The sequence below is a fragment of the Bradyrhizobium sp. Ken01 genome (assembly GCF_055807355.1).
Genome location: NZ_JBVVPC010000023.1, coordinates 61,468 through 85,383 on the forward strand (window position 1 = coordinate 61,468; position 23,916 = coordinate 85,383).

At 62.5% G+C, this 23,916-nt stretch carries 32 protein-coding genes; 1 reads left to right on the forward strand and 31 read right to left on the reverse strand.

What is annotated here, in order from left to right:
* Nucleotides 1-97: 97 nt before the first annotated feature.
* From rpsK to rpsL, 29 genes are all read right to left on the reverse strand, one after another.
* The gene (gene rpsK / locus AC0L3S_RS21760) at nt 98-487 is read right to left on the reverse strand and encodes a 30S ribosomal protein S11 (RefSeq protein ID WP_007603045.1); all 390 of its coding nucleotides are present in this window, start codon (nt 485-487) and stop codon (nt 98-100) included.
* A 123-nt stretch (nt 488-610) separates the two neighbouring features.
* Complete coding sequence (gene rpsM, locus AC0L3S_RS21765; RefSeq protein WP_007611599.1) at nt 611-979, reverse strand: 30S ribosomal protein S13; 369 nt, start codon at nt 977-979, stop codon at nt 611-613.
* A 187-nt stretch (nt 980-1,166) separates the two neighbouring features.
* Nucleotides 1,167-2,048 (reverse strand): adenylate kinase, encoded by an 882-nt coding sequence (locus AC0L3S_RS21770; RefSeq protein WP_473281174.1) that lies wholly within the window; start codon nt 2,046-2,048, stop codon nt 1,167-1,169.
* 279 nt (nt 2,049-2,327) lie between these two features.
* Entirely contained in the window at nt 2,328-3,659 is a 1,332-nt protein-coding gene (gene secY / locus AC0L3S_RS21775) for a preprotein translocase subunit SecY (protein ID WP_027518585.1), read from the reverse strand.
* A gap of 152 nt (nt 3,660-3,811) precedes the next feature.
* Nucleotides 3,812-4,297: a 50S ribosomal protein L15 gene (gene rplO, locus AC0L3S_RS21780; RefSeq protein WP_473281176.1), complete on the reverse strand. Its 486-nt coding sequence runs from the start codon at nt 4,295-4,297 to the stop codon at nt 3,812-3,814.
* Nucleotides 4,298-4,370: 73 nt separating this feature from the next.
* On the reverse strand, nt 4,371-4,577 hold the full coding sequence (gene rpmD / locus AC0L3S_RS21785) for a 50S ribosomal protein L30 (RefSeq protein WP_211399432.1): 207 nt from the start codon (nt 4,575-4,577) through the stop codon (nt 4,371-4,373).
* 25 nt (nt 4,578-4,602) lie between these two features.
* Nucleotides 4,603-5,190, reverse strand: a complete 588-nt coding sequence (gene rpsE / locus AC0L3S_RS21790; RefSeq protein ID WP_007603037.1) for a 30S ribosomal protein S5 — start codon at nt 5,188-5,190, stop codon at nt 4,603-4,605.
* Between the two features lie 47 nt (nt 5,191-5,237).
* Nucleotides 5,238-5,600, reverse strand: a complete 363-nt coding sequence (gene rplR / locus AC0L3S_RS21795) for a 50S ribosomal protein L18 (RefSeq protein WP_007603036.1) — start codon at nt 5,598-5,600, stop codon at nt 5,238-5,240.
* A gap of 11 nt (nt 5,601-5,611) precedes the next feature.
* Nucleotides 5,612-6,145, reverse strand: a complete 534-nt coding sequence (rplF, locus tag AC0L3S_RS21800) for a 50S ribosomal protein L6 (protein WP_007603035.1) — start codon at nt 6,143-6,145, stop codon at nt 5,612-5,614.
* Nucleotides 6,146-6,161: 16 nt separating this feature from the next.
* On the reverse strand, nt 6,162-6,560 hold the full coding sequence (gene rpsH, locus AC0L3S_RS21805; RefSeq protein WP_007603034.1) for a 30S ribosomal protein S8: 399 nt from the start codon (nt 6,558-6,560) through the stop codon (nt 6,162-6,164).
* 14 nt (nt 6,561-6,574) lie between these two features.
* Complete coding sequence (gene rpsN / locus AC0L3S_RS21810; RefSeq protein ID WP_473263983.1) at nt 6,575-6,880, reverse strand: 30S ribosomal protein S14; 306 nt, start codon at nt 6,878-6,880, stop codon at nt 6,575-6,577.
* A 46-nt stretch (nt 6,881-6,926) separates the two neighbouring features.
* Nucleotides 6,927-7,484, reverse strand: a complete 558-nt coding sequence (gene rplE, locus AC0L3S_RS21815) for a 50S ribosomal protein L5 (protein ID WP_007603032.1) — start codon at nt 7,482-7,484, stop codon at nt 6,927-6,929.
* Nucleotides 7,477-7,791: a 50S ribosomal protein L24 gene (gene rplX / locus AC0L3S_RS21820; RefSeq protein ID WP_007603031.1), complete on the reverse strand. Its 315-nt coding sequence runs from the start codon at nt 7,789-7,791 to the stop codon at nt 7,477-7,479. The genes rplE and rplX overlap by 8 nt, the downstream gene beginning before the upstream one ends.
* Nucleotides 7,791-8,159 carry a 50S ribosomal protein L14 gene (gene rplN / locus AC0L3S_RS21825; RefSeq protein WP_007603030.1) on the reverse strand — a complete coding sequence of 123 codons (369 nt, stop codon included), beginning with the start codon at nt 8,157-8,159 and terminating at the stop codon, nt 7,791-7,793. The genes rplX and rplN overlap by 1 nt, the downstream gene beginning before the upstream one ends.
* 83 nt (nt 8,160-8,242) lie before the next feature.
* Nucleotides 8,243-8,491 carry a 30S ribosomal protein S17 gene (gene rpsQ, locus AC0L3S_RS21830; RefSeq protein WP_007603028.1) on the reverse strand — a complete coding sequence of 83 codons (249 nt, stop codon included), beginning with the start codon at nt 8,489-8,491 and terminating at the stop codon, nt 8,243-8,245.
* A 13-nt stretch (nt 8,492-8,504) separates the two neighbouring features.
* Nucleotides 8,505-8,711 (reverse strand): 50S ribosomal protein L29, encoded by a 207-nt coding sequence (gene rpmC / locus AC0L3S_RS21835; RefSeq protein WP_007603026.1) that lies wholly within the window; start codon nt 8,709-8,711, stop codon nt 8,505-8,507.
* Nucleotides 8,712-8,716: 5 nt separating this feature from the next.
* Entirely contained in the window at nt 8,717-9,130 is a 414-nt protein-coding gene (gene rplP / locus AC0L3S_RS21840; RefSeq protein WP_007603024.1) for a 50S ribosomal protein L16, read from the reverse strand.
* A 32-nt stretch (nt 9,131-9,162) separates the two neighbouring features.
* Nucleotides 9,163-9,888, reverse strand: coding sequence for a 30S ribosomal protein S3 (gene rpsC, locus AC0L3S_RS21845; protein ID WP_247497528.1), 726 nt, complete (start codon nt 9,886-9,888; stop codon nt 9,163-9,165).
* Between the two features lie 18 nt (nt 9,889-9,906).
* Complete coding sequence (gene rplV / locus AC0L3S_RS21850; protein WP_007603022.1) at nt 9,907-10,293, reverse strand: 50S ribosomal protein L22; 387 nt, start codon at nt 10,291-10,293, stop codon at nt 9,907-9,909.
* Nucleotides 10,294-10,303: 10 nt separating this feature from the next.
* Entirely contained in the window at nt 10,304-10,582 is a 279-nt protein-coding gene (gene rpsS / locus AC0L3S_RS21855; RefSeq protein WP_007603021.1) for a 30S ribosomal protein S19, read from the reverse strand.
* A 12-nt stretch (nt 10,583-10,594) separates the two neighbouring features.
* Nucleotides 10,595-11,428: a 50S ribosomal protein L2 gene (gene rplB / locus AC0L3S_RS21860; RefSeq protein WP_007603020.1), complete on the reverse strand. Its 834-nt coding sequence runs from the start codon at nt 11,426-11,428 to the stop codon at nt 10,595-10,597.
* A 12-nt stretch (nt 11,429-11,440) separates the two neighbouring features.
* Nucleotides 11,441-11,743: a 50S ribosomal protein L23 gene (locus AC0L3S_RS21865; protein ID WP_007603019.1), complete on the reverse strand. Its 303-nt coding sequence runs from the start codon at nt 11,741-11,743 to the stop codon at nt 11,441-11,443.
* Entirely contained in the window at nt 11,740-12,360 is a 621-nt protein-coding gene (gene rplD / locus AC0L3S_RS21870) for a 50S ribosomal protein L4 (protein ID WP_007603018.1), read from the reverse strand. The genes AC0L3S_RS21865 and rplD overlap by 4 nt, the downstream gene beginning before the upstream one ends.
* A 1-nt stretch (nt 12,361) precedes the next feature.
* The gene (gene rplC / locus AC0L3S_RS21875; protein ID WP_007603016.1) at nt 12,362-13,075 is read right to left on the reverse strand and encodes a 50S ribosomal protein L3; all 714 of its coding nucleotides are present in this window, start codon (nt 13,073-13,075) and stop codon (nt 12,362-12,364) included.
* Nucleotides 13,076-13,128: 53 nt separating this feature from the next.
* Nucleotides 13,129-13,437 (reverse strand): 30S ribosomal protein S10, encoded by a 309-nt coding sequence (rpsJ, locus tag AC0L3S_RS21880; RefSeq protein WP_002712302.1) that lies wholly within the window; start codon nt 13,435-13,437, stop codon nt 13,129-13,131.
* Nucleotides 13,438-13,519: 82 nt separating this feature from the next.
* Entirely contained in the window at nt 13,520-14,710 is a 1,191-nt protein-coding gene (gene tuf / locus AC0L3S_RS21885; protein WP_007603012.1) for an elongation factor Tu, read from the reverse strand.
* 40 nt (nt 14,711-14,750) lie between these two features.
* A complete protein-coding gene (gene fusA / locus AC0L3S_RS21890) occupies nt 14,751-16,823 on the reverse strand; it encodes an elongation factor G (RefSeq protein ID WP_473263984.1) in 2,073 nt (690 codons plus the stop codon).
* Between the two features lie 30 nt (nt 16,824-16,853).
* The gene (gene rpsG / locus AC0L3S_RS21895) at nt 16,854-17,324 is read right to left on the reverse strand and encodes a 30S ribosomal protein S7 (RefSeq protein ID WP_007603009.1); all 471 of its coding nucleotides are present in this window, start codon (nt 17,322-17,324) and stop codon (nt 16,854-16,856) included.
* Nucleotides 17,325-17,339: 15 nt separating this feature from the next.
* Nucleotides 17,340-17,711 carry a 30S ribosomal protein S12 gene (rpsL, locus tag AC0L3S_RS21900; protein ID WP_007603006.1) on the reverse strand — a complete coding sequence of 124 codons (372 nt, stop codon included), beginning with the start codon at nt 17,709-17,711 and terminating at the stop codon, nt 17,340-17,342.
* Between the two features lie 642 nt (nt 17,712-18,353).
* Between rpsL and AC0L3S_RS21905 the strand changes: the two genes are divergently transcribed.
* Nucleotides 18,354-19,592: an FAD-dependent oxidoreductase gene (locus AC0L3S_RS21905; RefSeq protein ID WP_473281178.1), complete on the forward strand. Its 1,239-nt coding sequence runs from the start codon at nt 18,354-18,356 to the stop codon at nt 19,590-19,592.
* Here the strand turns inward: AC0L3S_RS21905 and AC0L3S_RS21910 are convergent.
* Together AC0L3S_RS21910 and AC0L3S_RS21915 are read right to left on the reverse strand one after the other, a co-directional pair.
* Entirely contained in the window at nt 19,520-21,541 is a 2,022-nt protein-coding gene (locus tag AC0L3S_RS21910; protein ID WP_473281180.1) for an ABC transporter ATP-binding protein, read from the reverse strand. The genes AC0L3S_RS21905 and AC0L3S_RS21910 overlap by 73 nt on opposite strands.
* A 132-nt stretch (nt 21,542-21,673) precedes the next feature.
* Entirely contained in the window at nt 21,674-23,734 is a 2,061-nt protein-coding gene (locus AC0L3S_RS21915; protein ID WP_473281182.1) for an FAD-dependent oxidoreductase, read from the reverse strand.
* Nucleotides 23,735-23,916: the final 182 nt, after the last annotated feature.

Sequence of the window (23,916 nt, forward strand, 5' to 3'; positions counted from 1 at the left end):
CTGCTGTTGCAGGCACTGGCGTTGGAGAAAGGCCGCAGATCATTTCCACGGCTTTGCAAAAAGTAATCGCGGGCGCCAATGCGCCCGCAATCTGGTATCAAACGCGCCGACGCTTGCGGGGACGGCAACCGTTGTGCGGGATCGTGGTCACGTCGCGGATCGAGGTGACGGTGAAGCCCGCAGCCTGGAGCGCCCGAAGCGCCGATTCGCGGCCCGAACCGGGACCGGCGACTTCGACTTCCAGCGTGCGCATGCCGTGCTCCTGCGCCTTCTTGGACACGTCCTCGGCGGCAACCTGTGCGGCATACGGGGTCGACTTGCGCGAGCCCTTGAAGCCCATCGTGCCGGCGGAGGACCAGGCAATCGTGTTGCCCTGCGCGTCGGTGATGGTGATGGTCGTGTTGTTGAACGACGAGTTCACGTGCGCGACGCCGGAGGCGATGTTCTTGCGCTCACGACGACGAACGCGGGTGGCTTCCTTGCCCATAGACTACCTTTCCTGAAGATCTCAAACGCCGCCGTAATGCCAGCGGCTACACCTGTGGAACGAAAGGCGTGTGGCGAACGGGTCATCCCCGGGCCGCCACACGCCGTGATTGGATGCGAAAACTTACTTCTTCTTGCCGGCGATGGCCTTGGCCGGACCCTTGCGCGTACGCGCATTGGTGTGGGTACGCTGGCCACGCACCGGCAGACCGCGACGATGGCGCAGGCCGCGGTAGCAGCCGAGGTCCATCAGACGCTTGATGTTGATGCCAACCTCACGACGCAAATCGCCCTCGACGAGATAGTCGCGGTCGATCACTTCGCGGATCTGAAGCACTTCGGCGTCGCTGAGCTGATTGACCCGACGATCGTCTGGGATCTTGACCTTCTCCATGATCTCACCGGCGATCTTCTGACCGATGCCATGGATGTACTGGAGCGCGATCAGCACGCGCTTGTTGGTCGGGATGTTCACGCCGGCAATACGGGCCACGGCCTTCTCTCCTGTCGCCGATCCCTCGTCAGGAATCGTGCTTTAAGTGCTTGGTTTCTCGGGCAGGTGTTCACAAACGCGAACACGACGCCCACCCCTGGTCTTCCTGGGGCCCGGCATCGTTTGAAACTATCCGACTTGGATGCGGGGCTTATTAGGGGATTCAGGGGGCTTTCGTCAACCGCTGCTAGCGCTTAGCTCGCTTTTTCGTGACCTTTTTTGCGGCTCTTTTGGCACCTTTCTTGACAGCCTTCCTGGCGGTCTTTTTGGCTGCCTTCTTCTTCCCCGCCTCCTTGGCGGCTTTCTTGACGATTCTCTTGCCTGCCTTCGTAGCCTTCTTGGCCACCTTCTTGGATTTGGCGGCCTTTTTGGCCGTCTTCGCGGGCTTTTTGGCCGATTTCTTCGCCGCCTTGGCCTTTCTGGCCGGGGCCGCCTTTGTCGCACCCCGGGCGTGCGTCTTGCCATGCGTCTTGGGCTCGACCGCCCCGAGCGCCAGGAGCTGGCGATGGATGGCGCGGGTGACCTCGTCGATGGCCATCATACCATCGATGGTCGAGAGCTTCCGCCGCTCGGAATAGTAGTGAATCAGCGGTTCCGTCTGGCTGCGGTAGCTGGCTAACCGCTTGGTCAGGACTTCCGGGGTGTCGTCGAGCCGGACCTCCTCCCCCCGCTCGCGCATCTGGGCGACGCGAGTCTCGACGCGGTTCAGCAGCGCGCTCTCGTTAACGCGGAGCTCGATCACGGCGTCGAGCTTGAGGTGCTTGTGCTTGAGCAGCTCATCCAGCGCCTCGGCCTGCGGCACGGTCCGCGGGAAACCATCGAGGATGAAACCGTTTTTTGCATCCGGCTGATCGATCCGATCGGAGATGATTCCGACCACGACATCGTCTGGCACGAGACCGCCGCTGGCCATGATCTCCTTGGCCTTGAGCCCGACCGGCGTTCCGGCCGCCACCGCTGCACGCAACATCTCGCCGGTCGAGAGCTGGACGATGCCATAGCGCTGCACCAGCAGCTGCGCCTGGGTGCCCTTGCCCGATCCCGGTGGCCCCAGAAGTATAATTCTCATCGGCGTACGCCCCCCGATTGGTGCGCGATACGTCGCGCGCCTGTGTTTTGAAGTCCAGTTACAGTGCAAATCATAATCAGCGCCGCACCGCTACCCATATCATAGGGGAGCAAATGGCCGGACGCCAAGAAGCCTTTGAGATCAGTGCTTGGAGATCAGTGCTTGCACGACGGTAAGAGCGACTCCGCCGAGGCGACCGAATGGCCGGCTCGCCGTCCGCGCGCGCTGCACGCGCAGCGATTCGGCGGAGCAATCGCGCCGCCCGAGAGGACGCCGCGCTTAACGGCGGCGGCCGCGCAGCTTTGATTTCCGAATCAAGCCTTCGTACTGATGCGCCAGGAGATAGCCCTGCACCTGCGCCACCGTGTCCATGGTGACGCTGACGACGATCAGCAGCGACGTGCCGCCGAAGTAGAACGGCACCGACGCGTAGGAGATCAGGATTTCCGGGATCAAGCAGACGATCGCGAGATAGACCGCGCCGAGCACGGTGATGCGCGACAGCACGTAGTCGATATATTCCGCGGTACGCTCGCCGGGACGGATGCCCGGAATGAAGCCGCCGTGCTTCTTCAGATTGTCCGCGGTCTCGGTCGGATTGAACACGATCGCGGTGTAGAAGAAGGCGAAGAACACGATCAGCGCCAGATACATGATCAGGAACAGCGGACGGCCGTGGCCGAGCTGGGTGTTGATCCACTGGAACCATTCCGGTCCGCTGCCCGCGTTGAAGTTCGCAACCGTGGTCGGCAGCAGCAGCAGCGAGGACGCGAAGATCGGCGGGATCACGCCCGAGGTGTTGAGCTTGAGCGGCAGATGCGAGGACTGCCCCTCGAACATCTTGTTGCCGACTTGGCGCTTCGGATACTGGATCAAGAGCCGCCGCTGGGCGCGCTCCACGAACACGATGAAGGCGATCACGGCGACCGCCATGACGATGACGACCAGAATCAGGCCGGTCGACATCGCACCCTGACGGCCGAGCTCGAGCATGTTGGCGAGCGCCGCGGGCAGCTCGGCGACGATGCCGGAGAGAATGATCAGGGAAATGCCGTTGCCGATGCCGCGCGAGGTGATCTGCTCGCCCAGCCACATCAGGAACATGGTGCCCCCGGTCAGCGTGATCGCCGTGGACAGACGGAAGAACATGCCGGGGTCGCTGACGACGTTGCCGGCGCCTTCGAGGCCCACCGCGATGCCGTAGGACTGGAACGCCGCCAGGATCACCGTGAGATAGCGGGTGTACTGGTTCAGCAGCTTGCGGCCGGACTCGCCCTCCTTTTTCAGCGCCTCGAGCTGCGGCGAGACGGTGGTCAGGAGCTGGATGATGATGGAGGCCGAGATGTACGGCATGATGTTCAGCGCAAAGATCGCCATGCGGTGAATGCCGCCGCCGGCGAACATGTTGAACATGCCGAGGATGCCGCCCGCCTGCGAGCGGAACACCTGCTCCCAGATGTTGGGATCGATGCCCGGCAGCGGGATGTAGGTCCCGAGCCGATAAACGAGCAGCGCCCCCAGGGTGAACCAGATGCGCTTCTTCAGTTCGTCGGCCTTGGCAAACGCACCGAAATTGAGATTGGCTGCCAGTTGTTCCGCTGCAGAGGCCATCTTGGACTTTCTCCCGCCGCTTTTTGCGCCGTCATGCCCGCGGCCGGGCTACATTATACCGGACACCGGACATTATCTGGGGCTACGGCTTCGATAAGTCCATCGTCCCGCGTGCGTAAAGGCCCGCGAGCCGCGGGCCGATGACGCAGTTGTTACGCCGCCTCGCCTTCTTCCTTGGCAGGCGCGAGGATCTTCACCGAGCCGCCGGCCTTCTCGACTGCCGCGATCGCGGTCTTCGAGGCGCCGTGCACTTCGATGTTGAGCTTGGCCTTGAACTCGCCGCGGCCGAGCAGCCGCAGGCCACCCTTGGCGCGGCGCAGCACGCCGGCCTTGACCAGGGATTCGACGTTCACGACGCTGCCGGCGTCGATCTTCTTGGCATCGACCGCGTCTTGGAGCCGGTCGAGATTGATCTCGGCGAACTCGACGCGGAAGATGCTGTTGAAGCCGCGCTTGGGCAGACGGCGATGCAAGGGCATCTGGCCGCCTTCGAAACCCTTGATGCGCACGCCCGAACGCGCGGTCTGGCCCTTGCCACCGCGGCCGGCCTGCTTGCCCTTGCCCGAACCAATGCCGCGGCCGACACGCATACGCTTCTTGCGCGAGCCGGCATTGTCGGCGATATCGCTGAGCTTCATCGCCCTGCTCCTTGTTTCTTGCGCATGACCTTCACCGAAAACGGGTCTCCGCTTCGGGATGGTGCGCCTTTGCTTACTTCTCGTCGACGATGCGAACGAGATGGTGAACCTTCAAGATCATGCCACGGACCGCCGGGGTGTCCGGCAGTTCGCTGGTGCGGCCGATCTTGTTGAGCTTGAGGCCGATCAGCGTCGAACGCTGCGAGTGATGGCGGCGGATCGCGCTGCCGGTCTGCTCGAGTTTGATCGTCTTTGCGGTCGTAACGGCACTCTTGGCCATGGGCGTCTACTCCGAAAAGCTTCCGTTATTCGGCAACCGCCTCGGCGTCGCCACCGATACGGCGGGACTGGAGGGTGGACACCTTGATATTGCGGCGGGCAGCGACCGAGCGCGGTGAATCCTGATGCTTCAGCGCATCGAAGGTCGCGCGAACCATGTTGTACGGGTTCGACGAGCCGATCGACTTCGCAACCACGTCCTGGACGCCGAGCGTCTCGAACACGGCGCGCATCGGACCGCCAGCGATGATGCCGGTACCGGCCGGAGCTGCGCGCAGGTAAACACGGCCGGCGCCGTGACGGCCCGCGATGTCGTGATGCAGCGTACGCCCCTCGCGCAACGACACGCGGGTCAGGTTGCGCTTGGCGGATTCGGTTGCCTTGCGGATCGCCTCGGGCACTTCGCGCGCCTTGCCGTGACCGAAGCCGGCGCGGCCCTTCTGGTCGCCGATCACGACCAGCGCTGCGAAACCGAAGCGCTTGCCGCCCTTGACGACCTTGGCGACGCGATTGATGTGGACGAGCTTGTCGACGAACTCGCTGTCGCGCTCTTCCCTGCGTTCACGTCCGCCGCCGCGTTGATCGCGTCCACCACGTTGTTCGCGTTCTGCCATGGTTTTTCCAGTCCTTCAGAGGCTTACGCCTCAATCCTCAAATTCTGTTAGAAGCTCAGCCCGCTCTCACGCGCCGCGTCGGCGAGAGCCTTGACGCGCCCGTGATAGAGATAGCTGCCGCGATCGAACACGACTTCCTTGACACCCTTCTCGGCGGCGCGCTCGGCCAGCAGCTTGCCGACCGCCTTCGCCGCATCGATGTCGGCGCCGGTCTTGCCGCCATCGCGCATCGACTTCTCGAGCGACGAGGCAGAGGCCAGCGTCTCGCCCTTCAGGTCGTCGATGACCTGGGCGTAGATGTGCTTGGACGAGCGGAACACCGACAGGCGCGGACGGCCGCCACCCGAGCGGCGCAGCTTCAGTCGTACACTGCGCTTGCGCCGGGCATTCGTAACCTTGGCTTTCGACATGACCGGCTCCGTTACTTCTTCTTGCCTTCCTTGCGGAAGATGAATTCGCCAACATACTTCACGCCCTTGCCCTTATAGGGCTCCGGCGGACGATAGGAGCGAATCTCGGCGGCGACCTGGCCGACGCGCTGAATGTCGCTGCCGGTCACCGTGATCTCGGTCGGCTTCGGCACGGTGATCGTGATCCCCTCCGGGATCGCGTAGACCACGTCGTGGCTGTAGCCGAGCGCGAGCTGCAGGTTCTTGCCCTGCAGCGCAGCGCGGTAACCGACGCCGGTGATTTCGAGCTTCTTCTCGAAACCCTTGGTGACGCCTTCGACCAGATTCGCGACCTGGGCGCGAGCGGTCCCGTACAGGGCTCGCGCACGGTTGGTCTCGACCCGCGGGTTCACCTTGACCTGGCCGTTGTCGAGCTTCACCTCGACGTCGTTATGGACGACGAACTGAAGCTGGCCCTTCGGCCCCTTCATCTTGACGGTCTGCCCGTCGACGGTCGCGGTCACACCCGACGGCACCGCTACCGGCCTTTTGCCAACACGTGACATGGATCAAAAATCCTTCTCAGAACACCGTGAAGAGAACTTCGCCGCCCACGTTCGCTTCACGCGCACTGTGGTCGGCCATGATTCCCTTCGGCGTCGACAACACCGAAATGCCGAGTCCGTTATTGACCCGCGGCAGGTTCTTCACCGAGGCGTACACGCGACGCCCGGGCTTGGAGACACGCTCGATCTCGCGGATAACGGGCTCGCCGTCGAAATACTTCAGCTCGATCTCGATCTCGCTACGGCCCGAGGAGTGCTCGAGCGTGGCGTAACCGCGGATGTAGCCTTCGCTCTTCAGCACCTCGAGGACGTTCTCGCGCATCTTCGAACCAGGCGTGGAGACCTTGTTCTTGGAACGCATCTGCGCGTTACGGATGCGGGTGATCAGATCGCTGATTGGATCGTGCGTAGACATTTAAACGACCCTCCTTACCAGCTGGACTTCACGAGGCCCGGGACCATGCCCCGGGAGCCAAGGTCGCGCAGCGCGATACGGGACAGCTTGTTCTTGCGGTAGTTCGAGCGCGGGCGGCCCGTCAGCTCGCAACGCAGACGGATGCGGGTCGCCGACGAATTGCGCGGCATTTCCGCCAGCTTCAGGGTCGCGGCGAACCGCTCCTCCATCGGCAGCGTCTTGTCGGCGATGATCGCCTTCAACCGCTCGCGCTTCGGGGCGGCGTTCTTCGCCATCCGCTTGCGCCGGTTGTTCTTCTCGATTGAACTCTTCTTTGCCATGCTTGGCTCCTGGGTATCCGCGTTTGAGAGGCTTTAGGTCAGCGTCTCACTGCCGGAACGGGAAATTGAAAGCGGTCAACAAGGCCCTCGCCTCGTCGTCGGTCTTGGCCGTGGTGCAGACGGTGATGTCCATACCGCGGGATTCCGTGACCTTGTCGAAGTCGATCTCGGGGAAAATGATGTGTTCCTTGAGGCCGAGCGAGTAGTTGCCACGGCCGTCGAAGCTCTTCGGGTTCAAGCCGCGGAAGTCGCGGACGCGCGGCAGCGCGACCGTCACCAGGCGATCGATGAACTCGTACATGCGGGCCTTGCGCAGCGTGACTTTGCAGCCGATCGGCTGGTTCTCACGCAACTTGAAGGTCGCGATCGCGATGCGCGAATAGGTCACGATCGCCTTCTGGCCGGCGATCTGGGTCAATTCCGCAGCGGCGTTCTCGGCCTTCTTGCGGTCGTTGACGGAATCGCCAACGCCCATGTTCAGCACGACCTTGTCCAGGCGCGGAACCTGCATGACGTTCTCATAACCGAACTTCTCGGTCATTTCCGTCCGGATCTTCGCGTCGTATTCCGCGCGCAGGCGCGGCGTGTAAGCGGCCTCAGCCATCGATCTCAGCTCCCGAGCTCTTGGCGATGCGGACCTTCTTGCCGTCCGCCAGAATCTTGAATCCGACGCGGGTCGGCTTCCCGTCCTTGCCGACATACGCGATGTTGGACAGTTGGATCGGCGACTCTTTCGAGATGATGCCGCCCTCCTGGGCCTGCGTCTGCTTCTGGTGACGCTTGACCATGTTGATGCCGCGCACCAGCGCCGTACCGGCGTCGGGACGCACTTCGAACACCTCGCCGGTGCGGCCCTTGTCGCGGCCGGTCAGCACGACGACCTTATCGCCCTTGCGGATCTTCGCAGCCATCACAGCACCTCCGGCGCGAGCGAGATGATCTTCATGTGGTTCTTGGCGCGCAGCTCGCGCGGCACGGGCCCGAAGATACGGGTACCGACCGGCTCGGACTGATTGTTGATCAGAACGGCGGCGTTGCGGTCGAAGCGGATGACCGAACCGTCGGCGCGGCGGATGTCCTTGCGGACGCGCACCACGACGGCCTTCATCACGTCGCCCTTCTTCACCTTGCCACGCGGAATCGCTTCCTTGATCGAGACAACGATGATGTCGCCGATCGTGGCGTAGCGGCGCTTGGAGCCCCCGAGCACCTTGATACACATGACACGGCGTGCGCCAGAATTATCGGCCACGTCGAGGTTGGTCTGCATCTGAATCATTGATGCACCTCGTCCTCTTCTATTTGCGCCAGCCCAGCCGGCGCTCAACATTTCCCTGAAGTCAGTCGGCTAAAGCCAACAGATCAGGCGCTTTTCTTGTGTTCGCCCCGGATCACGACCCAGCGCTTCAACTTCGAAATCGGCTTCGATTCCTCGATCCACACCATGTCGCCCGGCTTGAACTCGTTGCTCTCGTCGTGCGCGTGGTAGTTCTTCGAACGGCGGATCGTCTTCTTGTAGATCGGGTGCGTAAAGCGGCGATCGACGCGCACCACGATGGTCTTGGCTTGCTTGTCGCTGACGACCACGCCCTGCAAAGTACGTTTCGGCATCTTCGTAAGCCTCTTACTTCTTCTTCGCGCGCGTCTGCGCGGCGACGGTCTTGATCCGGGCGATGTCACGGCGAGCCTCGCGCAGGCGCGAGGTGTTCTCGAGCTGCCCGGTGGCGCGCTGGAAGCGCAGGTTGAAGCGTTCCTTCTTCAGGTTCAGGATGGCGTCATCCTGCTGATCGGGGCTCAACGCGCGGATGTCTTCGATTTTCATCTGGGCCATGGCCATTACTCCGCAATGCGCTCGACGAAGCGCGTCTTGATCGGCAGCTTGGCTGCCGCCAGGGTCAGCGCTTCACGCGCCGTCTGGGTGTTGACGCCGTCGATCTCGAACAGCACCCGGCCCGGCTTGACGCGCGCGACCCACAATTCCGGCGCCCCCTTGCCGGAACCCATGCGGACTTCGGCGGGCTTCTTCGACACGGGAACGTCGGGGAAAATGCGGATCCAGACGCGGCCGGCGCGCTTCATGTGGCGGGTCAGTGCGCGGCGAGCGGCTTCGATCTGGCGCGCGGTGACGCGCTCAGGCTCGGTTGCCTTCAGACCGAACTGGCCGAACGCCAACGTCGCGCCCGAAGACGCAACGCCGTGGATACGGCCCTTATGCGCCTTCCGGAACTTCGTTTTCTTAGGTTGCATCATGGCTTCAAGCCCTCAAATTCTCTGTGCTGGCGTCAGGCTGCAGCGTTGTCCCGGCGCTGCCGGCCGCCGCGATCGCCGCCGCCACCAGTCTCGCCTTCGGCCATTCTCTTGTCCTGGGCCATCGGATCGTGCTCGAGGATCTCGCCCTTGAAGATCCAGACCTTGACACCGCAGGTGCCGAAGGTCGTGAACGCGGTCGCAACGCCGTAGTCGATGTCTGCGCGCAGCGTGTGCAGCGGCACGCGACCTTCGCGGTACCACTCCATGCGCGCGATTTCCGCACCGCCCAGACGTCCCGAGCAGTTGATGCGGATGCCTTCCGCGCCGAGACGCATCGCCGACTGGACGGCGCGCTTCATGGCGCGGCGGAACGCCACGCGGCGCTCCAGCTGCTGCGCGATCGACTCGGCCACCAGCGTCGCATCGAGCTCCGGCTTGCGGATCTCGACGATGTTGATGACGACGTCGGACGAGGTGATGTCCGCGACCTTCTTGCGCAGCTTGTCGATGTCGGCGCCCTTCTTGCCGATCACCACGCCCGGACGAGCCGAGTGGATGGTGACGCGGCACTTCTTGTGCGGACGCTCGATCACGATGCGGGCGACGGCCGCCTGCTTGAGCTCCTTGTGCAGGATCTCGCGGATCTTGACGTCCTCATGCAGCAGCTTGCCGTATTCCTGCTTGCCCGCGAACCAGCGGGAATCCCAGGTCCGGTTGATGCCAAGACGCAGACCGATCGGATTGATCTTTTGACCCATCGTGTTCTCCTGCGTCCCTTAAGCCGCTGCTGCGGCTTCGACCTGACGAACGATGATCGTCAGCTGTGAAAATGGTTTGTAGACACGGCCCGAGCGGCCACGCCCGCGGGCGGCAAAGCGCTTCATCACGAGGCCGTTGCCGACGAAGGCCTGGGCCACGACGAGATCGTCGACGTCGAGGTCGTGGTTGTTCTCGGCGTTGGCAATAGCCGATTCCAGGCACTTCTTCACGTCAACCGCGATCCGCTTGCGCGAAAACTGCAGGTCGGCGAGCGCAGCAGCCGCCTTCCGGCCGCGAATGAGCTGGGCGACCAGGTTGAGCTTCTGCGGGCTCACCCGCAGCATCCGGGCGACCGCCTTGGCCTCGTTCTCGGCGAGGCTCCGTTCGCGCTTAGGTTTGCTCATCGTTTAATCCTCAAGCCTTCTTGGCTTTCTTGTCCCCGGAGTGGCCATGGAAGGTACGGGTCGGCGAGAACTCGCCGAACTTGTGACCGACCATTTCCTCGTTGACGGCCACCGGCACGTGCTTCTGACCGTTGTAGACGCCGAAGGTCAGGCCGACGAATTGCGGCAGGATCGTCGAGCGACGGCTCCAGATCTTGATGACGTCGTGACGGCCGGACGAGCGCGCGGCATCTGCCTTCTTGAGCAGAGAACCCTCGACGAACGGGCCTTTCCAGACTGAACGAACCATGTCCGGCGTTCCTTACTTCTTCCGCTTGTGGCGGCTTAGGAGAATGAATTTGTTGGTCGACTTGTTCGAGCGGGTCTTCTTGCCCTTGGTCGGCTTGCCCCACGGAGTAACCGGGTGGCGACCGCCCGAGGTACGACCTTCACCACCGCCGTGCGGATGGTCGATGGGGTTCATCGAAACGCCGCGGTTGTGCGGTTTGCGGCCCAGCCAACGGTTGCGGCCGGCCTTGCCGATCGACGTGTTCATGTGATCCGGGTTCGACACCGCGCCGATCGTGGCGCGGCAACGGCCGTGCACCAGGCGCTGTTCGCCCGAGTTCAGGCGGACGATCACGTAGTCCTGGTCGCGACCGACGAGCTGGGCATAGGTGCCCGCGGAACGGGCGAGCTGGCCGCCCTTCCCGATCTTGACCTCGATGTTGTGGATGATCGTGCCGACCGGCATGTTGCCGAGCGGCATGACATTGCCCGGCTTCACGTCGACGTAGTTGCCGGCGACGACGGAATCACCGACGGCCAGGCGCTGCGGCGCCAGGATATAGGCCTGGGTGCCGTCTTCGTACTTGACCAGCGCGATGAACGCGGTGCGGTTCGGATCATATTCCAGCCGCTCGACCGTCGCGGGTGCATCGACCTTGTCGCGCTTGAAATCGACGGTACGCAACGTCCGCTTGTGGCCACCACCGCGGAATCGCACGGTGATGCGGCCGGTGTTGTTGCGGCCGCCAGAGGAGTGCTTGCCTTCGGTGAGCGCCTTGACCGGCTTGCCCTTGTAGAGGGCCGAACGATCGACCATGACCAGCTGGCGCTGGCCCGGCGTCGTGGGATTGAATGTCTTCAGTGCCATCGTCGTACGACCTTACAGACCGGTGGTCACGTCGATCCGGTGACCCTCTTCGAGAGTCACGATCGCGCGCTTGGAGTTCGACTGCGAGCCGAGATTGCCGCGGAAGATCTTGGTCTTGCCCTTGCGGACCAGCGTGTTGACGCTCTTGACCTTGACGTCGAACAACTTCTCGATCGCTTCCTTGATCTGCGGCTTGGTCGCCTTCGCGGCCACCTTGAACAGCACCTTGTTGTGCTCCGAGGCAATCGTGGCCTTTTCGGTCACGACCGGCGACAGGATCACGTCGTAATGGCGAGGCTCGATGTTCTTCGTCATTTGAAGCGCGCCTCCAGCGCATCGATGGCGGCCTTGGTCAGAACAAGCTTCCGACGGCGCAGGATGTCATAGACGTTGATGCCCTGGATCGGCAGCACGTCCATGTTCGGGATGTTGCGGGCCGCAGCGGCGAAGCCGTTGTTGAGCTCGGCGCCGTCGATGATCAGCGCGTTGGTCAAGCCCAGACCGGAGAAATGACCGAGCAGCGCCTTGGTCTTAGCAGCTTCCAGCGCGGCCTTGTCGATCACGATGAGATCGCCGTCCTTGGCCTTGGCCGAGAGCGCATGCTTGAGGGCGAGCGCACGGACCTTCTTCGGCAGGTCGGTGGCGTGCGAACGCACCACCGGACCGAAGGCACGGCCGCCGCCGCGGAACTGCGGCACGCGGGCCGAGCCGTGACGAGCACCACCGGTACCCTTCTGCTTGTACATCTTCTTGCCGGTGCGCCAGATCTCGGCGCGGCCCTTGGCCTTGTGCGTACCGGCCTGGCGCTTGTTGAGCTGCCACTGCACGCAACGTGCAATGATGTCCTGGCGCGGCTCGAGGCCGAAAATGGTATCGGAAAGCTGGACCGAGCCGGCTTCCTTACCTTCGAGGGTCGTGACCTTCAATTCCATCTCACGCCTCCTGCGCAGCCGGAGCAGCGTCCGCTTCGCCAGCAACCTTGAACTTGCCGGGCTTCGGAGCTTCCTTCGGCAGCGGCTTCTTGACGGCGTCGCGCACGCGGATCCAGCCGCCCTTGGAGCCGGGAACGGCGCCTTCGACGAGGATCAGACCGCGCTCGACATCGAGCTGGACGACCCGAAGGTTGAGCGTGGTGATGCGGTCAACGCCCATGTGACCGGGCATCTTCTTGTTCTTCCAGGTCTTGCCCGGGTCCTGACGGCCACCGGTCGAACCGATCGAACGATGCGAGACCGAGACGCCGTGAGTGGCGCGCAGACCGCCGAAGTTCCAGCGCTTCATGCCGCCGGCAAAACCCTTGCCGACCGAGGTGCCGGTGACGTCGACGAACTGACCGACGACAAAGTGGTCGGCCAGGATCTCGGCACCGACGGGGATCATCTGATCCGCGGAGACGCGGAATTCCTCGACCTGCCGCTTCGGTTCGACCTTGGCGACCGCGAACTGGCCGCGCTCCGCCTTGGGCATGTACACGGTCTTGCGGCTGCCAGAACCAAGCTGGAGCGCGACATAACCGTTTTTCTCTTCGGTGCGGTGGCCTACGACCTGGCAATTGCCGAGCTTCAGCACGGTCACGGGGATATGTTCACCGGCCTCTGTAAAGACCCGCGTCATCCCGACCTTTTGTGCGATCACTCCGGAGCGCATCGGCGTGCTTCCTGTTCTTTCTGTCCGCTAGTGGCGAACGTGATCCAAAAATCTTAGAGCTTGATCTCGACGTCGACACCAGCGGCCAGGTCGAGCTTCATCAAAGCATCGACGGTCTGCGGGGTCGGATCGACGATGTCGAGCAGGCGCTTGTGAGTGCGCATCTCGAACTGCTCGCGGCTCTTCTTGTCGACGTGCGGCGAACGGTTGACGGTGAACTTCTCGATGCGGGTGGGCAGCGGAATGGGTCCGCGGACCTGCGCGCCGGTGCGCTTCGCCGTGTTCACGATCTCGCGGGTCGACGTATCGAGGATACGATGGTCGAACGCCTTGAGACGGATGCGAATGTTTTGGCCGTTCATTGCCGTGGTCTTTCTTCAGTGGGGTGGCGAATAGCGAATAGCGAATGTCACATTCGCTATTCGCCGATCCCTATTCTCGTAATTACTCGATGATCGAGGCGACGACGCCGGCGCCGACGGTGCGGCCACCTTCGCGGATCGCGAAGCGGAGCTTCTCTTCCATCGCGATCGGCACGATCAGGTGCACTTCCATCGCGATGTTGTCGCCCGGCATCACCATCTCGGTACCTTCCGGCAGATGCACGACACCGGTCACGTCGGTGGTGCGGAAGTAGAACTGCGGACGGTAGTTGGTGAAGAACGGGGTGTGGCGGCCACCCTCTTCCTTGGTGAGGATGTAGGCCTCAGCCTTGAACTTGGTGTGCGGCTTGACCGAACCCGGCTTGCACAGCACCTGGCCGCGCTCGACGTCCTCGCGCTTGGTACCACGAAGCAGCGCACCGATGTTGTCGCCGGCCTGGCCCTGATCGAGCAGCTTGCGGAACATTTCGACGCCGGTAACCGTAGTCTTCTGCGTGGCGCGCAGACCGACGATCTCGATTTCCTCGCCGACCTTGACGATACCGCGCTCGACACGGCCGGTCACGACGGTGCCACGGCCCGAGATCGAGAACACGTCTTCGACCGGCATCAGGAACGGCAGGTCGACCGGACGCTCCGGCTGCGGAATGTAGGCGTCGACCTGCTTCATCAGCTCGAGGATCGCCTCATGGCCGAGGGTCTTGTCGGAATCTTCGAGGGCGGCGAGCGCCGAGCCCTTGATGATCGGGATGGTGTCGCCCGGGAATTCGTACTTCGAGAGCAGCTCGCGAACCTCGAGCTCGACCAGCTCGAGCAGTTCCGGATCGTCGACCATGTCGCACTTGTTGAGGAACACGACGAGCGCGGGAACGCCGACCTGGCGGGCGAGCAGGATGTGCTCGCGGGTCTGCGGCATCGGACCGTCAGCGGCCGACACGACCAGGATCGCACCGTCCATCTGGGCGGCGCCGGTGATCATGTTCTTCACGTAGTCGGCGTGGCCGGGGCAGTCGACGTGCGCGTAGTGGCGGTTCTTGGTCTCGTATTCGACGTGCGCCGTCGAGATCGTGATGCCGCGCGCCTTCTCTTCCGGCGCCTTGTCGATCTGGTCGTACGCCGTGAACGTCGCACCGCCGGCTTCGGCGAGGACCTTGGTGATCGCCGCGGTCAGCGACGTCTTGCCATGGTCGACGTGACCGATGGTGCCGATATTGCAGTGCGGCTTGTTACGTTCAAACTTTGCTTTGGCCATTTGACTCTCCGTTCAATCGTCAGTTCGAGACCGACGACAATCAGGCAAACTTCTTCTGGACTTCTGCCGACACGTTGGCCGGCGCTTCTGCGTAGTGGTCGAACTGCATGGTGAAGGTTGCGCGACCCTGGCTCATCGAGCGAAGGTTATTCACGTAACCGAACATGTTCATGAGCGGCACCATCGCATTGATGACGTTGGCATTGCCGCGCATGTCCTGACCCTGGATCTGACCGCGCCGGGAATTCAGGTCGCCGATGACCGAGCCGGTGTAATCTTCCGGGGTCACCACTTCGACCTTCATGATCGGCTCGAGCAGGACGGACTTGCCCTTCTGCAAGGCTTCGCGGAATGCAGCGCGCGAAGCGATTTCGAAGGCGAGCGCCGACGAGTCGACGTCGTGATACTTGCCATCGACGAGCTGAACCTTGACGTCGACCACGGGGAAGCCCGCGACGACACCAGAGCCCATCACGCTGTTGAGGCCCTTTTCGACGCCGGGGATGTATTCCTTCGGAACCGCACCGCCGACGATCTTGGACTCGAACTCGTAACCCTTGCCGGGCTCGTTCGGCTCGACCACGATCGACACTTCCGCGAACTGACCGGTACCGCCGGTCTGCTTCTTGTGGGTGTACTTGACCTCGGCCCGCTTGGTGACGCGCTCACGGAACGCCACTTGCGGCGCGCCGATGTTGGCATCGACCTTGTAGGTGCGGCGAAGAATGTCGACCTTGATGTCGAGATGGAGTTCGCCCATTCCCTTGAGGATGGTCTGGCCGGACTCCTGGTCGGTCGACACGCGGAAGGACGGATCCTCCGCAGCGAGCTTCGCCAGCGCCACGCCGAGCTTTTCCTGGTCGGCCTTGGACTTGGGCTCGATCGCGATCTCGATGACCGGCTCGGGGAATTCCATCTTTTCGAGGATCACCGCCTTGTCGGGATCGCACAGCGTGTCACCGGTGCGCGCTTCCTTCAGGCCAGCCAGTGCAACGATGTCGCCGGCATAGGCTTCCTTGATGTCTTCGCGGTTGTTCGCATGCATCAGCAACATGCGGCCGATGCGCTCCTTGCGGTCGCGCGTCGAATTGATGACGCCGGTACCCGACAGCAGCGTGCCGGAATAGATGCGACAGAAGGTGATGGTGCCGACGAACGGGTCGTCCATGATCTTGAACGCCAATAGAGCCAGCGGCTCCTTGTCGTCCGGGCGGCGAACGACCTCGTTGCCGTCTTCATCGACGCCCTTGATCGCGGGAACGTCAACCGGCGACGGCAGATAATCCACGACTGCGTCGAGCAAAGGCTGCACGCCCTTGTTCTTGAACGCCGAGCCGCACAATACTGGGAAGAACGCGCCAGTCAGCACGGCCTTGCGGATCAAGCGCTTCAACGTCGCCTGATCGGGCTCCTTGCCGTCGAGGTAAGCGGCGAGAACGTCGTCGTCGAGCTCGACGGCGGCTTCCAACAGCTTCTCGCGATATTCCTTGGCCTTCTCGACCATGTCTTCGGGAATATCGATGTCAACGAACTTGGCGTCGAGCTTCTCTTCTTCCCAGACCACGCCCTTCATGCGGACGAGATCGACCAGGCCCTTGAAGTTGTTCTCGGAGCCGATCGGAAGCTGGATCGCGATCGGCTTTGCGCCGAGGCGGTCGACGATATCCTGCATGCACTTGTAGAAGTCAGCGCCGGTCTTATCCATCTTGTTGGCGAAGACGATGCGCGGAACCTTGTACTTGTCGCCCTGGCGCCAGACCGTCTCGGTCTGGGGCTCGACGCCCTGGTTCGAGTCGAGCACGCACACGGCGCCGTCGAGCACGCGCAGGCTGCGCTCGACTTCGATGGTGAAGTCGACGTGGCCGGGAGTGTCGATGATGTTGAGGCGCTTGCCTTCCCAGAACGCGGTGGTCGCGGCCGACGTGATCGTAATGCCGCGCTCCTGCTCCTGCTCCATCCAGTCCATCGTCGCGGCACCTTCGTGCACTTCGCCGATTTTGTGGCTCTTGCCGGTGTAGTAGAGGATGCGCTCGGTGGTCGTGGTCTTGCCGGCATCGATATGCGCCATGATACCGAAGTTACGGTAGTTCTCTATGGCATGAACGCGGGGCATGGAGTGTTCCTTAGATTCCGTGTGTCGCCGTTACCAGCGATAGTGCGAGAAGGCGCGGTTGGCTTCCGCCATCCGGTGCACGTCTTCGCGCTTCTTGACGGCGTTACCCCGGTTGTTCGACGCGTCCAGGAGCTCCGCAGAGAGCCGCTCGGTCATCGTCTTCTCGTTGCGATCGCGCGCAGCCGAGATCAGCCAGCGAATGCCCAGCGCCTGACGGCGCACCGAGCGAACCTCGACCGGAACCTGATAGGTCGCGCCGCCGACGCGGCGGGAGCGCACTTCGATCGTCGGCATGACGTTCTCGAGTGCCTGCTCGAACACGCCGAGCGGATTCTGCTTGGTCTTGCTTTCGATGAGGCCGAACGCGCCGTAGACGATACCTTCGGCGACCGACTTCTTTCCGGCGTACATCACCGAATTCATGAACTTCGTGACGATGATGTTCCCGAACTTCGGATCGGGAAGGACTTCGCGCTTTTCGGCAGAATGGCGACGAGACATGGACCTGGTTCCCGCTTACTTCGGACGCTTGGCGCCGTACTTCGAACGGCGCTGCTTACGGTTCTTGACGCCCTGGGTATCCAGAACGCCGCGGAGGATGTGGTAGCGCACGCCGGGCAAATCCTTGACGCGACCGCCGCGGATCATGACCACCGAATGCTCCTGGAGGTTATGGCCCTCACCGGGGATGTAGCCGATCACCTCGAAGCCGTTGGTCAGGCGCACCTTGGCAACCTTACGAAGCGCCGAGTTCGGCTTCTTCGGGGTCGTGGTGTAAACGCGCGTGCAAACACCGCGCTTCTGCGGCGACTGCTGCAGCGCCGGCACCTTCTTGCGCGACTTCTGCACTTCCCGCGGTTGAGCGATCAGCTGGTTGATCGTCGGCATCCTGGCATTACCCTTTGTGTTCTGCCGCGGCCCGTCACCGGGTCCGCAAATTCTTTCGAGCTACCCGCCCGACGAGGCCGCCTTCCGCGGAACAATCCGCACAAAGCGAAATCGCGCCAACCACCCATCAACGGGCGGAAAGCGCTTCGACGCCACAGAGGACCGCAGTAGTTGGACCGGTCAGCTTGAAGCTGCAGCCCGCGCACCGAGGTCATGCATCCGAATTCGATCTCGAGAGAACATGCTCACGAGACCTAAAATCGCACTGGCATTGCCTAGCTATGATCGACAGCGTTTGAGCGGCATTCGTCGAGGTTGGTGCCCGTCCTGAAGATCCCCAGGGGGATCAAACGGGTGGCCCGTTCCGACGTTGGCGATGCTCACCGCCTGTCGTTAAGTGAGGGGGTTCTATAAGTGGGAGTCGGTCAAGTCAAGGCGAAACGTCAGTCAGAAGCGCTTCCCGCGCCTGCCGAAATCGCTTCCCGGGCCGCTCGCTGCACCTTCGCGAGACGGAAACGAAGGGCGCGTTCCGCCACCGCGAATCCTATTTATACCCGGATTAAATATACTTTTATAACCATTGGCTAAGGCTTTCTTTCCTGTTGGAGCCCCAATGTGCCGCCTTGGGCAGAGATTGGCGCCATGCGGTACACCGACATTGCCATTATCGGCGGGGGATTGTCCGGCTCGACCGCCGCCGCGATGCTCGGCCGTAGCGGCATTTCGACCATCCTGATCGATCCGCATGAGAGCTATTCGGCGGATTTTCGAGTCGAAAAACTCAGCGGCCACGTGCAGGTCGGACGATTCCAGCAGACGGGAATCGCCGAATCGGTGCTGCGGCGCGCGACCTTTGTTGGTGAGAACTGGATTGCGCGCTTCGGCCGTCTTCTCGACAAGGCGCCAAGCCGGCAGTTCAACATCCTCTATGATTCCCTCGTCAACGCTGTCCGCGACGAAATTCCTGCCGGCGTCGAGCGCATCTGCGCCAAGGCCGTCTCGGTCGAGACAAGCGCGGAGCGGCAGAAGGTCACTCTCTCCAACGACGGGATGGTTTCCGCCCGGCTGGTCGTGCTCGCCAACGGCCTCAACGTCGGCCTGCGCCACCAGCTGGGAATCGCCCGAAAGATCGTCAGTGCCTGCCATTCGATTTCCATCGGCTTCGACGTGGTGCCCGCGGGACGGGCCTCGTTCGACTTCCCGGCGCTGACCTATTTCTCGGAACGGCCGAGCGACCGCATCCCCTACCTCACGCTTTTTCCGATCGGGACGCGGATGCGCGCCAATCTGTTCGTTTACCGCAGCTTCGACGATCCCTGGCTGGGTGAGCTGCGCCGCGCGCCCGCCGAGACGTTGAATGCCGCGCTGCCACGGCTCAAGCGGATCACCGGACCATTCGACATTCCGGGTGAGCTGAAGATCCGCCCGGTCGATCTCTATGTGAACGATGCAAGCGGCCAACCCGGCCTCGTGCTGGTGGGCGACGCCTTCTCGACCTCCTGCCCCGCCGCCGGCACCGGCTGCGACAAGGTGTTCACCGATGTCGAGCGCCTCTGCAACCTCTACATCCCGCAGTGGCTGGCCTCCGACGGGATGGACACAAGCAAGATCGCCGCCTTCTACGCAGATCCGGTCAAGCGGGCCTGCGACGATTGGTCGGCGGCGAAGGCGTTCGACTTCCGCTCGGTCTCGATTGCGACGAGCCCCTATTGGACGGCGCAACGCTGGGCACGCTTCATTGCCTGGTCTATTCAGGGGCTATTGCGGCCGCTGGGAGGAGCCTTCGATCTGGAGCCGAACTTCCTCGGTCACTCCTCCTCATCGTCCTCGTCGAGATCGTCTTCATCCTCGTCGTCATCGTCTCTGTCCTCGTCGACGTGAGCCGGCGCGCCATGCGGTTGGTGGATCTGGTCGTTCCACAGCTTGCGATAGGTGCCGTTCCTGGCGAGCAGCTCGGCATGCGAGCCGCGCTCGATCGCCCTGCCCCCTGAAATCACGATGATCTCGTCCATCTCGACCACCGAGGTCAGGCGGTGGGTCGACCAGATCATGGTGCGGCCCTTGGCAACCTTCAGCAGCGTTCGGTTGATCGCGGCTTCCGTGGTCTGGTCGAGCGCCGAAGTGGCTTCGTCCAGCAGCAGCACGGAGGGATTACGGATGACCGCGCGCGCGATCGCGATGCGCTGGCGCTGGCCGCCCGACAAGGTATCGCCGCGCTCGCCCACCGGCGTGTCGTATCGCTGCGGCAGGCTCATGATGTAGCGGTGGATCTCGGCCTTCTTGGCCGCCTCCTCCACCTCCTCGTCGGTCGCGCCCTCCTTGCCGAGCCGGATGTTCTCCCGGATCGACATGTTGAACAGCATGTTCTCCTGGAACACCACCGCCATGCTCCGGCGCAGCGAATCCAGCGTCACCTTGCGAACGTCGACGCCGTCGATGGTGACGCGGCCCTCGTCCGGCACATAGAGCCGCAGGATCAGATTCAACAGCGTGCTCTTGCCCGAACCCGACGGACCGACGATGGCAATTCGCTTGCCGACATTGAGCTTGAGGCTGAGATTGTCCAGCACCGGCGTCTGGCTGCCTTCGTACTGGAACGTCACGTGGTCGAAGGTGATGTCGTTGGTGATGCGGGGCAGATCGGGCGCGCCGGCACGATCGGCGCTGCGCGTGGGCTCGTCGAGCAGCTCCTGCATGTGACGAATCGCGGCTGCCGAGGAGATCGACACGGGAATGAAATGCATCACATGGGCGATGTTGTAGGACACCTCCCAGAACGCGCTCTCGAAGGTGACGAAGGTGCCGATGGTGATCTGACCCTTTGTCGCCAGATATGCGCCGATCGCCAGCACGACGAGATGCAAGAGCAGCACCGAGATGGTGACCGTCCGCTCCACCATGGTCGACAGGAACGCCGCCGAGGCCATCTTGTTTCGCGTCTCGTCGTTGCGGAACTTGAAGAAGCCGAACATCCGGCGTTGCAGGCTGAACGCCTTGATCACGGCCTGCGCCGCCACGTTCTCCTGTACCATGCCGAGCAGCGCGGACTCATTGAGCTTTTGCTCGTAATTCGCCTGAACGGCCTTCGGCGTGAGCATGCGGGGACCGATCAGCGTGATCGGGAACACCAGCAGCGCAACCGCCGCGAGCTGCCAGTTCAAGAACACCATCAGGATGATGCCCGCGATCAACTCCAGGAACGGCAGTGCGGCGCTGTTGGCGAAGGTCTTGACCGAGCCCTCGAAGGCCGCGAGGTCGACGGAGAAGCGCGACAGGATCTCGCCGCGCTTGGTGCGGCCGAAATAGGCAGCCGGCAGATCCTGGACGTGCTCGAACAGCCGCTTGCGGACGTCGGAGATGATGCAGGCCGCGAGCCTCGCATCCCAGCGTTCGTACCAGACCGCGACGATCGAGGTGAAGATGCCCGCAACTGCGAGCACGCCGAGGATCTTGTACAGCGCCTGGAAATCCTCCTCGCCGAGCGCGTCGTCGATCAGGTACTTCAGGCTGAGCGGCATGATCACGTTGAATAGCGTCTCGACGAAGACGCCGAACGCCACGAACGACAGCATCTGCTTGTAGTTGACCAGGAAGGGTTTGACGAAGCCCAGGATGGTCGCGAGCGCGCCGGCGGCCTCGCGCGCGGTAAAGACGACAAGGTCCTCGTCCTCATCGTCGTCATCGAGCTCCAGCCCGCCATCCTCCTCGTCTTCATCGTCCTCGTCGTCTTCGAGATCCGGCTTGGCGGCAGGGACAAGCTTGTCGTCGAGCTCGGCCGCCTCTTCCGCGGCGAGCTTCTGTTTGTCGGGCGGGAGGTGCTTGGACGCCATGAAACCAACCGTTGCTGACGGCCGGCATGACCGCAGAGAAAGCAGGAAATAGCGGAAACCGCTATTGCACCGATTCTATGCGATCAGGATGAATTCGGCAAAACAATTGGCGAAGGCGCCTGCTTCAGGCGGCTAATCGTCTTCCTCGTCCTCGACCTTGTCGAAAAAGGAATAGCGCAGGGAATCGGCGTCGGCGTACCACTGGCCCGGGCCCTTGTTGGCGGCGAGCGTCGCCTCCCAGAGCGCGTCGGTGCAATCCTTGCGGTGCATCGACAGCTCGAAGCCGTTGCCAAAGAACAGTTCGGACCATTCCCACCAGGTGCCGAGCTTCTTGACCCCGCGCAGAAGGTCGTAGCGGTCGATCAGTGCCGGCGCCATGTCCGAGGTGACCGAGCCGAACACGAGCCCGGTCTTGACCACACGGTTCAGCTCCCTGATCGCACGGACCACCTGCTTCGGGGAAACGTGGCAGAGGCTGGTCTCGAACACGAAGTCGAACGCACCGTCCTTGAACGGCATGTCGGTGATCGAACCGAGCTTGTTGTACTTCTTCAGTGCCTTCGGCGTTCTGGCGTGAATGGTGCGGTTGTTCTCGATGCCCCAGGCATCGATGCCGCGATCGCGCAGCGCGCCGACAAGCTCGCCGCTGGCCGAGCCCGCGATCAAGAGCTTCGTGCCTTTGGTTTTGCCCCAGACGATGCCGATCAGTTTTGTGAGATAGTCGGGATCGGTGAAGTGTTGCCACACTTCGCTGTAGGGACCCTGGCCGCGATAATTGTCGAAATAATCGCGATCGATCTTGTCCGAGAGCGGCTTGTCGTCCTGCGAACGCTCGCGGCGCAGGCGCATCATCTCGGTCAAGATGATGTCGGTCGCCGCGTCCGAGGAATCGAGCAGGCCGTTCAGCGTCGAGTCGAACAGATAGTCACCGACCACCACGATTCCAGGATGTTCCTTCGGCTCGGGGCGGTGATTGGTCATGACGTCGCGCACGGGCAAGCCGCCCGGAATCGCGTTCACCGACGACAGCCAGCGGTGGATCTTGCCTTCCATGAAATGCGAGCGAGCATCGCCGAGCGATGCCGGCAGTGATTTCAGCGCGGCATCGATCAACTCCTGGTCGGAGAGATTCGCAAAGGCCAGCGCGTCGGAGCCCGGAATCAGCCAGTTCAGCACGCCGTGCTTGCCCACATCATGGCGCGCGCCCTCGTTATAGACGCAGCAACCGCCAAAGGCTTCCGACATGAACCAGGCGCCGGCGATCTTGTCGCCCCAGAACGGCGTGTCGAACAGAATCGAGACACGCAAATAGTGCGCAGGACGGTCGAAGTACGAGACGTGCTTGACCATCGACTTGCGGAGCTGTTCGCCCTCCCAGCCGACGGTCCCGAGCCAGGAATGCGGCAGGCACATCAGCACCAGATCGAAGTCTCGCGTCTCCGGTCCCTTGCCGTTCATCATCTTGAGCTGATAGCGGCCGGTCGGCGCCTTGCCGACCGTGAGGATTCGGTGATTGAGCTGGATGTCGGCATTGACCTCCGACTGGAGGCACTCGATGAGCTGCTCGTTGCCGTTCTGGATGGAATAGAGGCCGATATAGCCGTCGACATCCATCAGGTAGTTCTTGAGCGCGTTGAGCCCGTTGGTGTTGTGGCTCTCGGTCGCGAGATCCGAGCGCGCCATCACCTTGAAGAATCGCTTTGCGGTCTCGTCCTCGACTTCCTCGTCGAGCACCTGTTCGGCGGTCTTGTAGGCCCAGGGATTCTCGTTGTCGTGCGCGCCGACGCCCTCGTAATACTCGATCGGCGTCATCGCGTCGGCGCAGCGCTTACGAAACGCCTCGATCGCGGCCGCGGTCTTGTTCCCGTATTTGCGGCGCATGCCCGCGACGTCGTTGAGGAGCTCGCCGCCGAACTGCACCTGCTCGGCATCCATCGGAATGGTCTGCAAGCCGAAATGCTGGATCAACTCGCGCAACGGATCCGGCCCGGTCATCGAGTAGTCGTAGATCTCGGCAACCCCGGCCTCGTACATCGCGGGCGCAGAATCGAATTTGCGCGTGACGATCTTGCCGCCGAGCCGGTCGGATGCCTCGTAGATGGTGACGCGGCAGAGATCGCCGAGCTTGCGCTTCAGGTACCAAGCGCTCATCAGCCCGCCGGGGCCGCCGCCTACGATTGCGAGATCAAGCATGAGAATTCCGTGGTCTCCGGCCCGCCCCCTTCACGGGACCACCGGTCTAAGCTCTCCTAGCAGAAGCGCTTTTGCGCCTGAAGGAAAGATGAACAAAGGTTGATCCTGCACCGCAACAGGGAAACAAAGCAGCAAAAAGGCCGGCTTGCGCCGGCCTTTTCAGTGTCCTCGGTATTCCTACG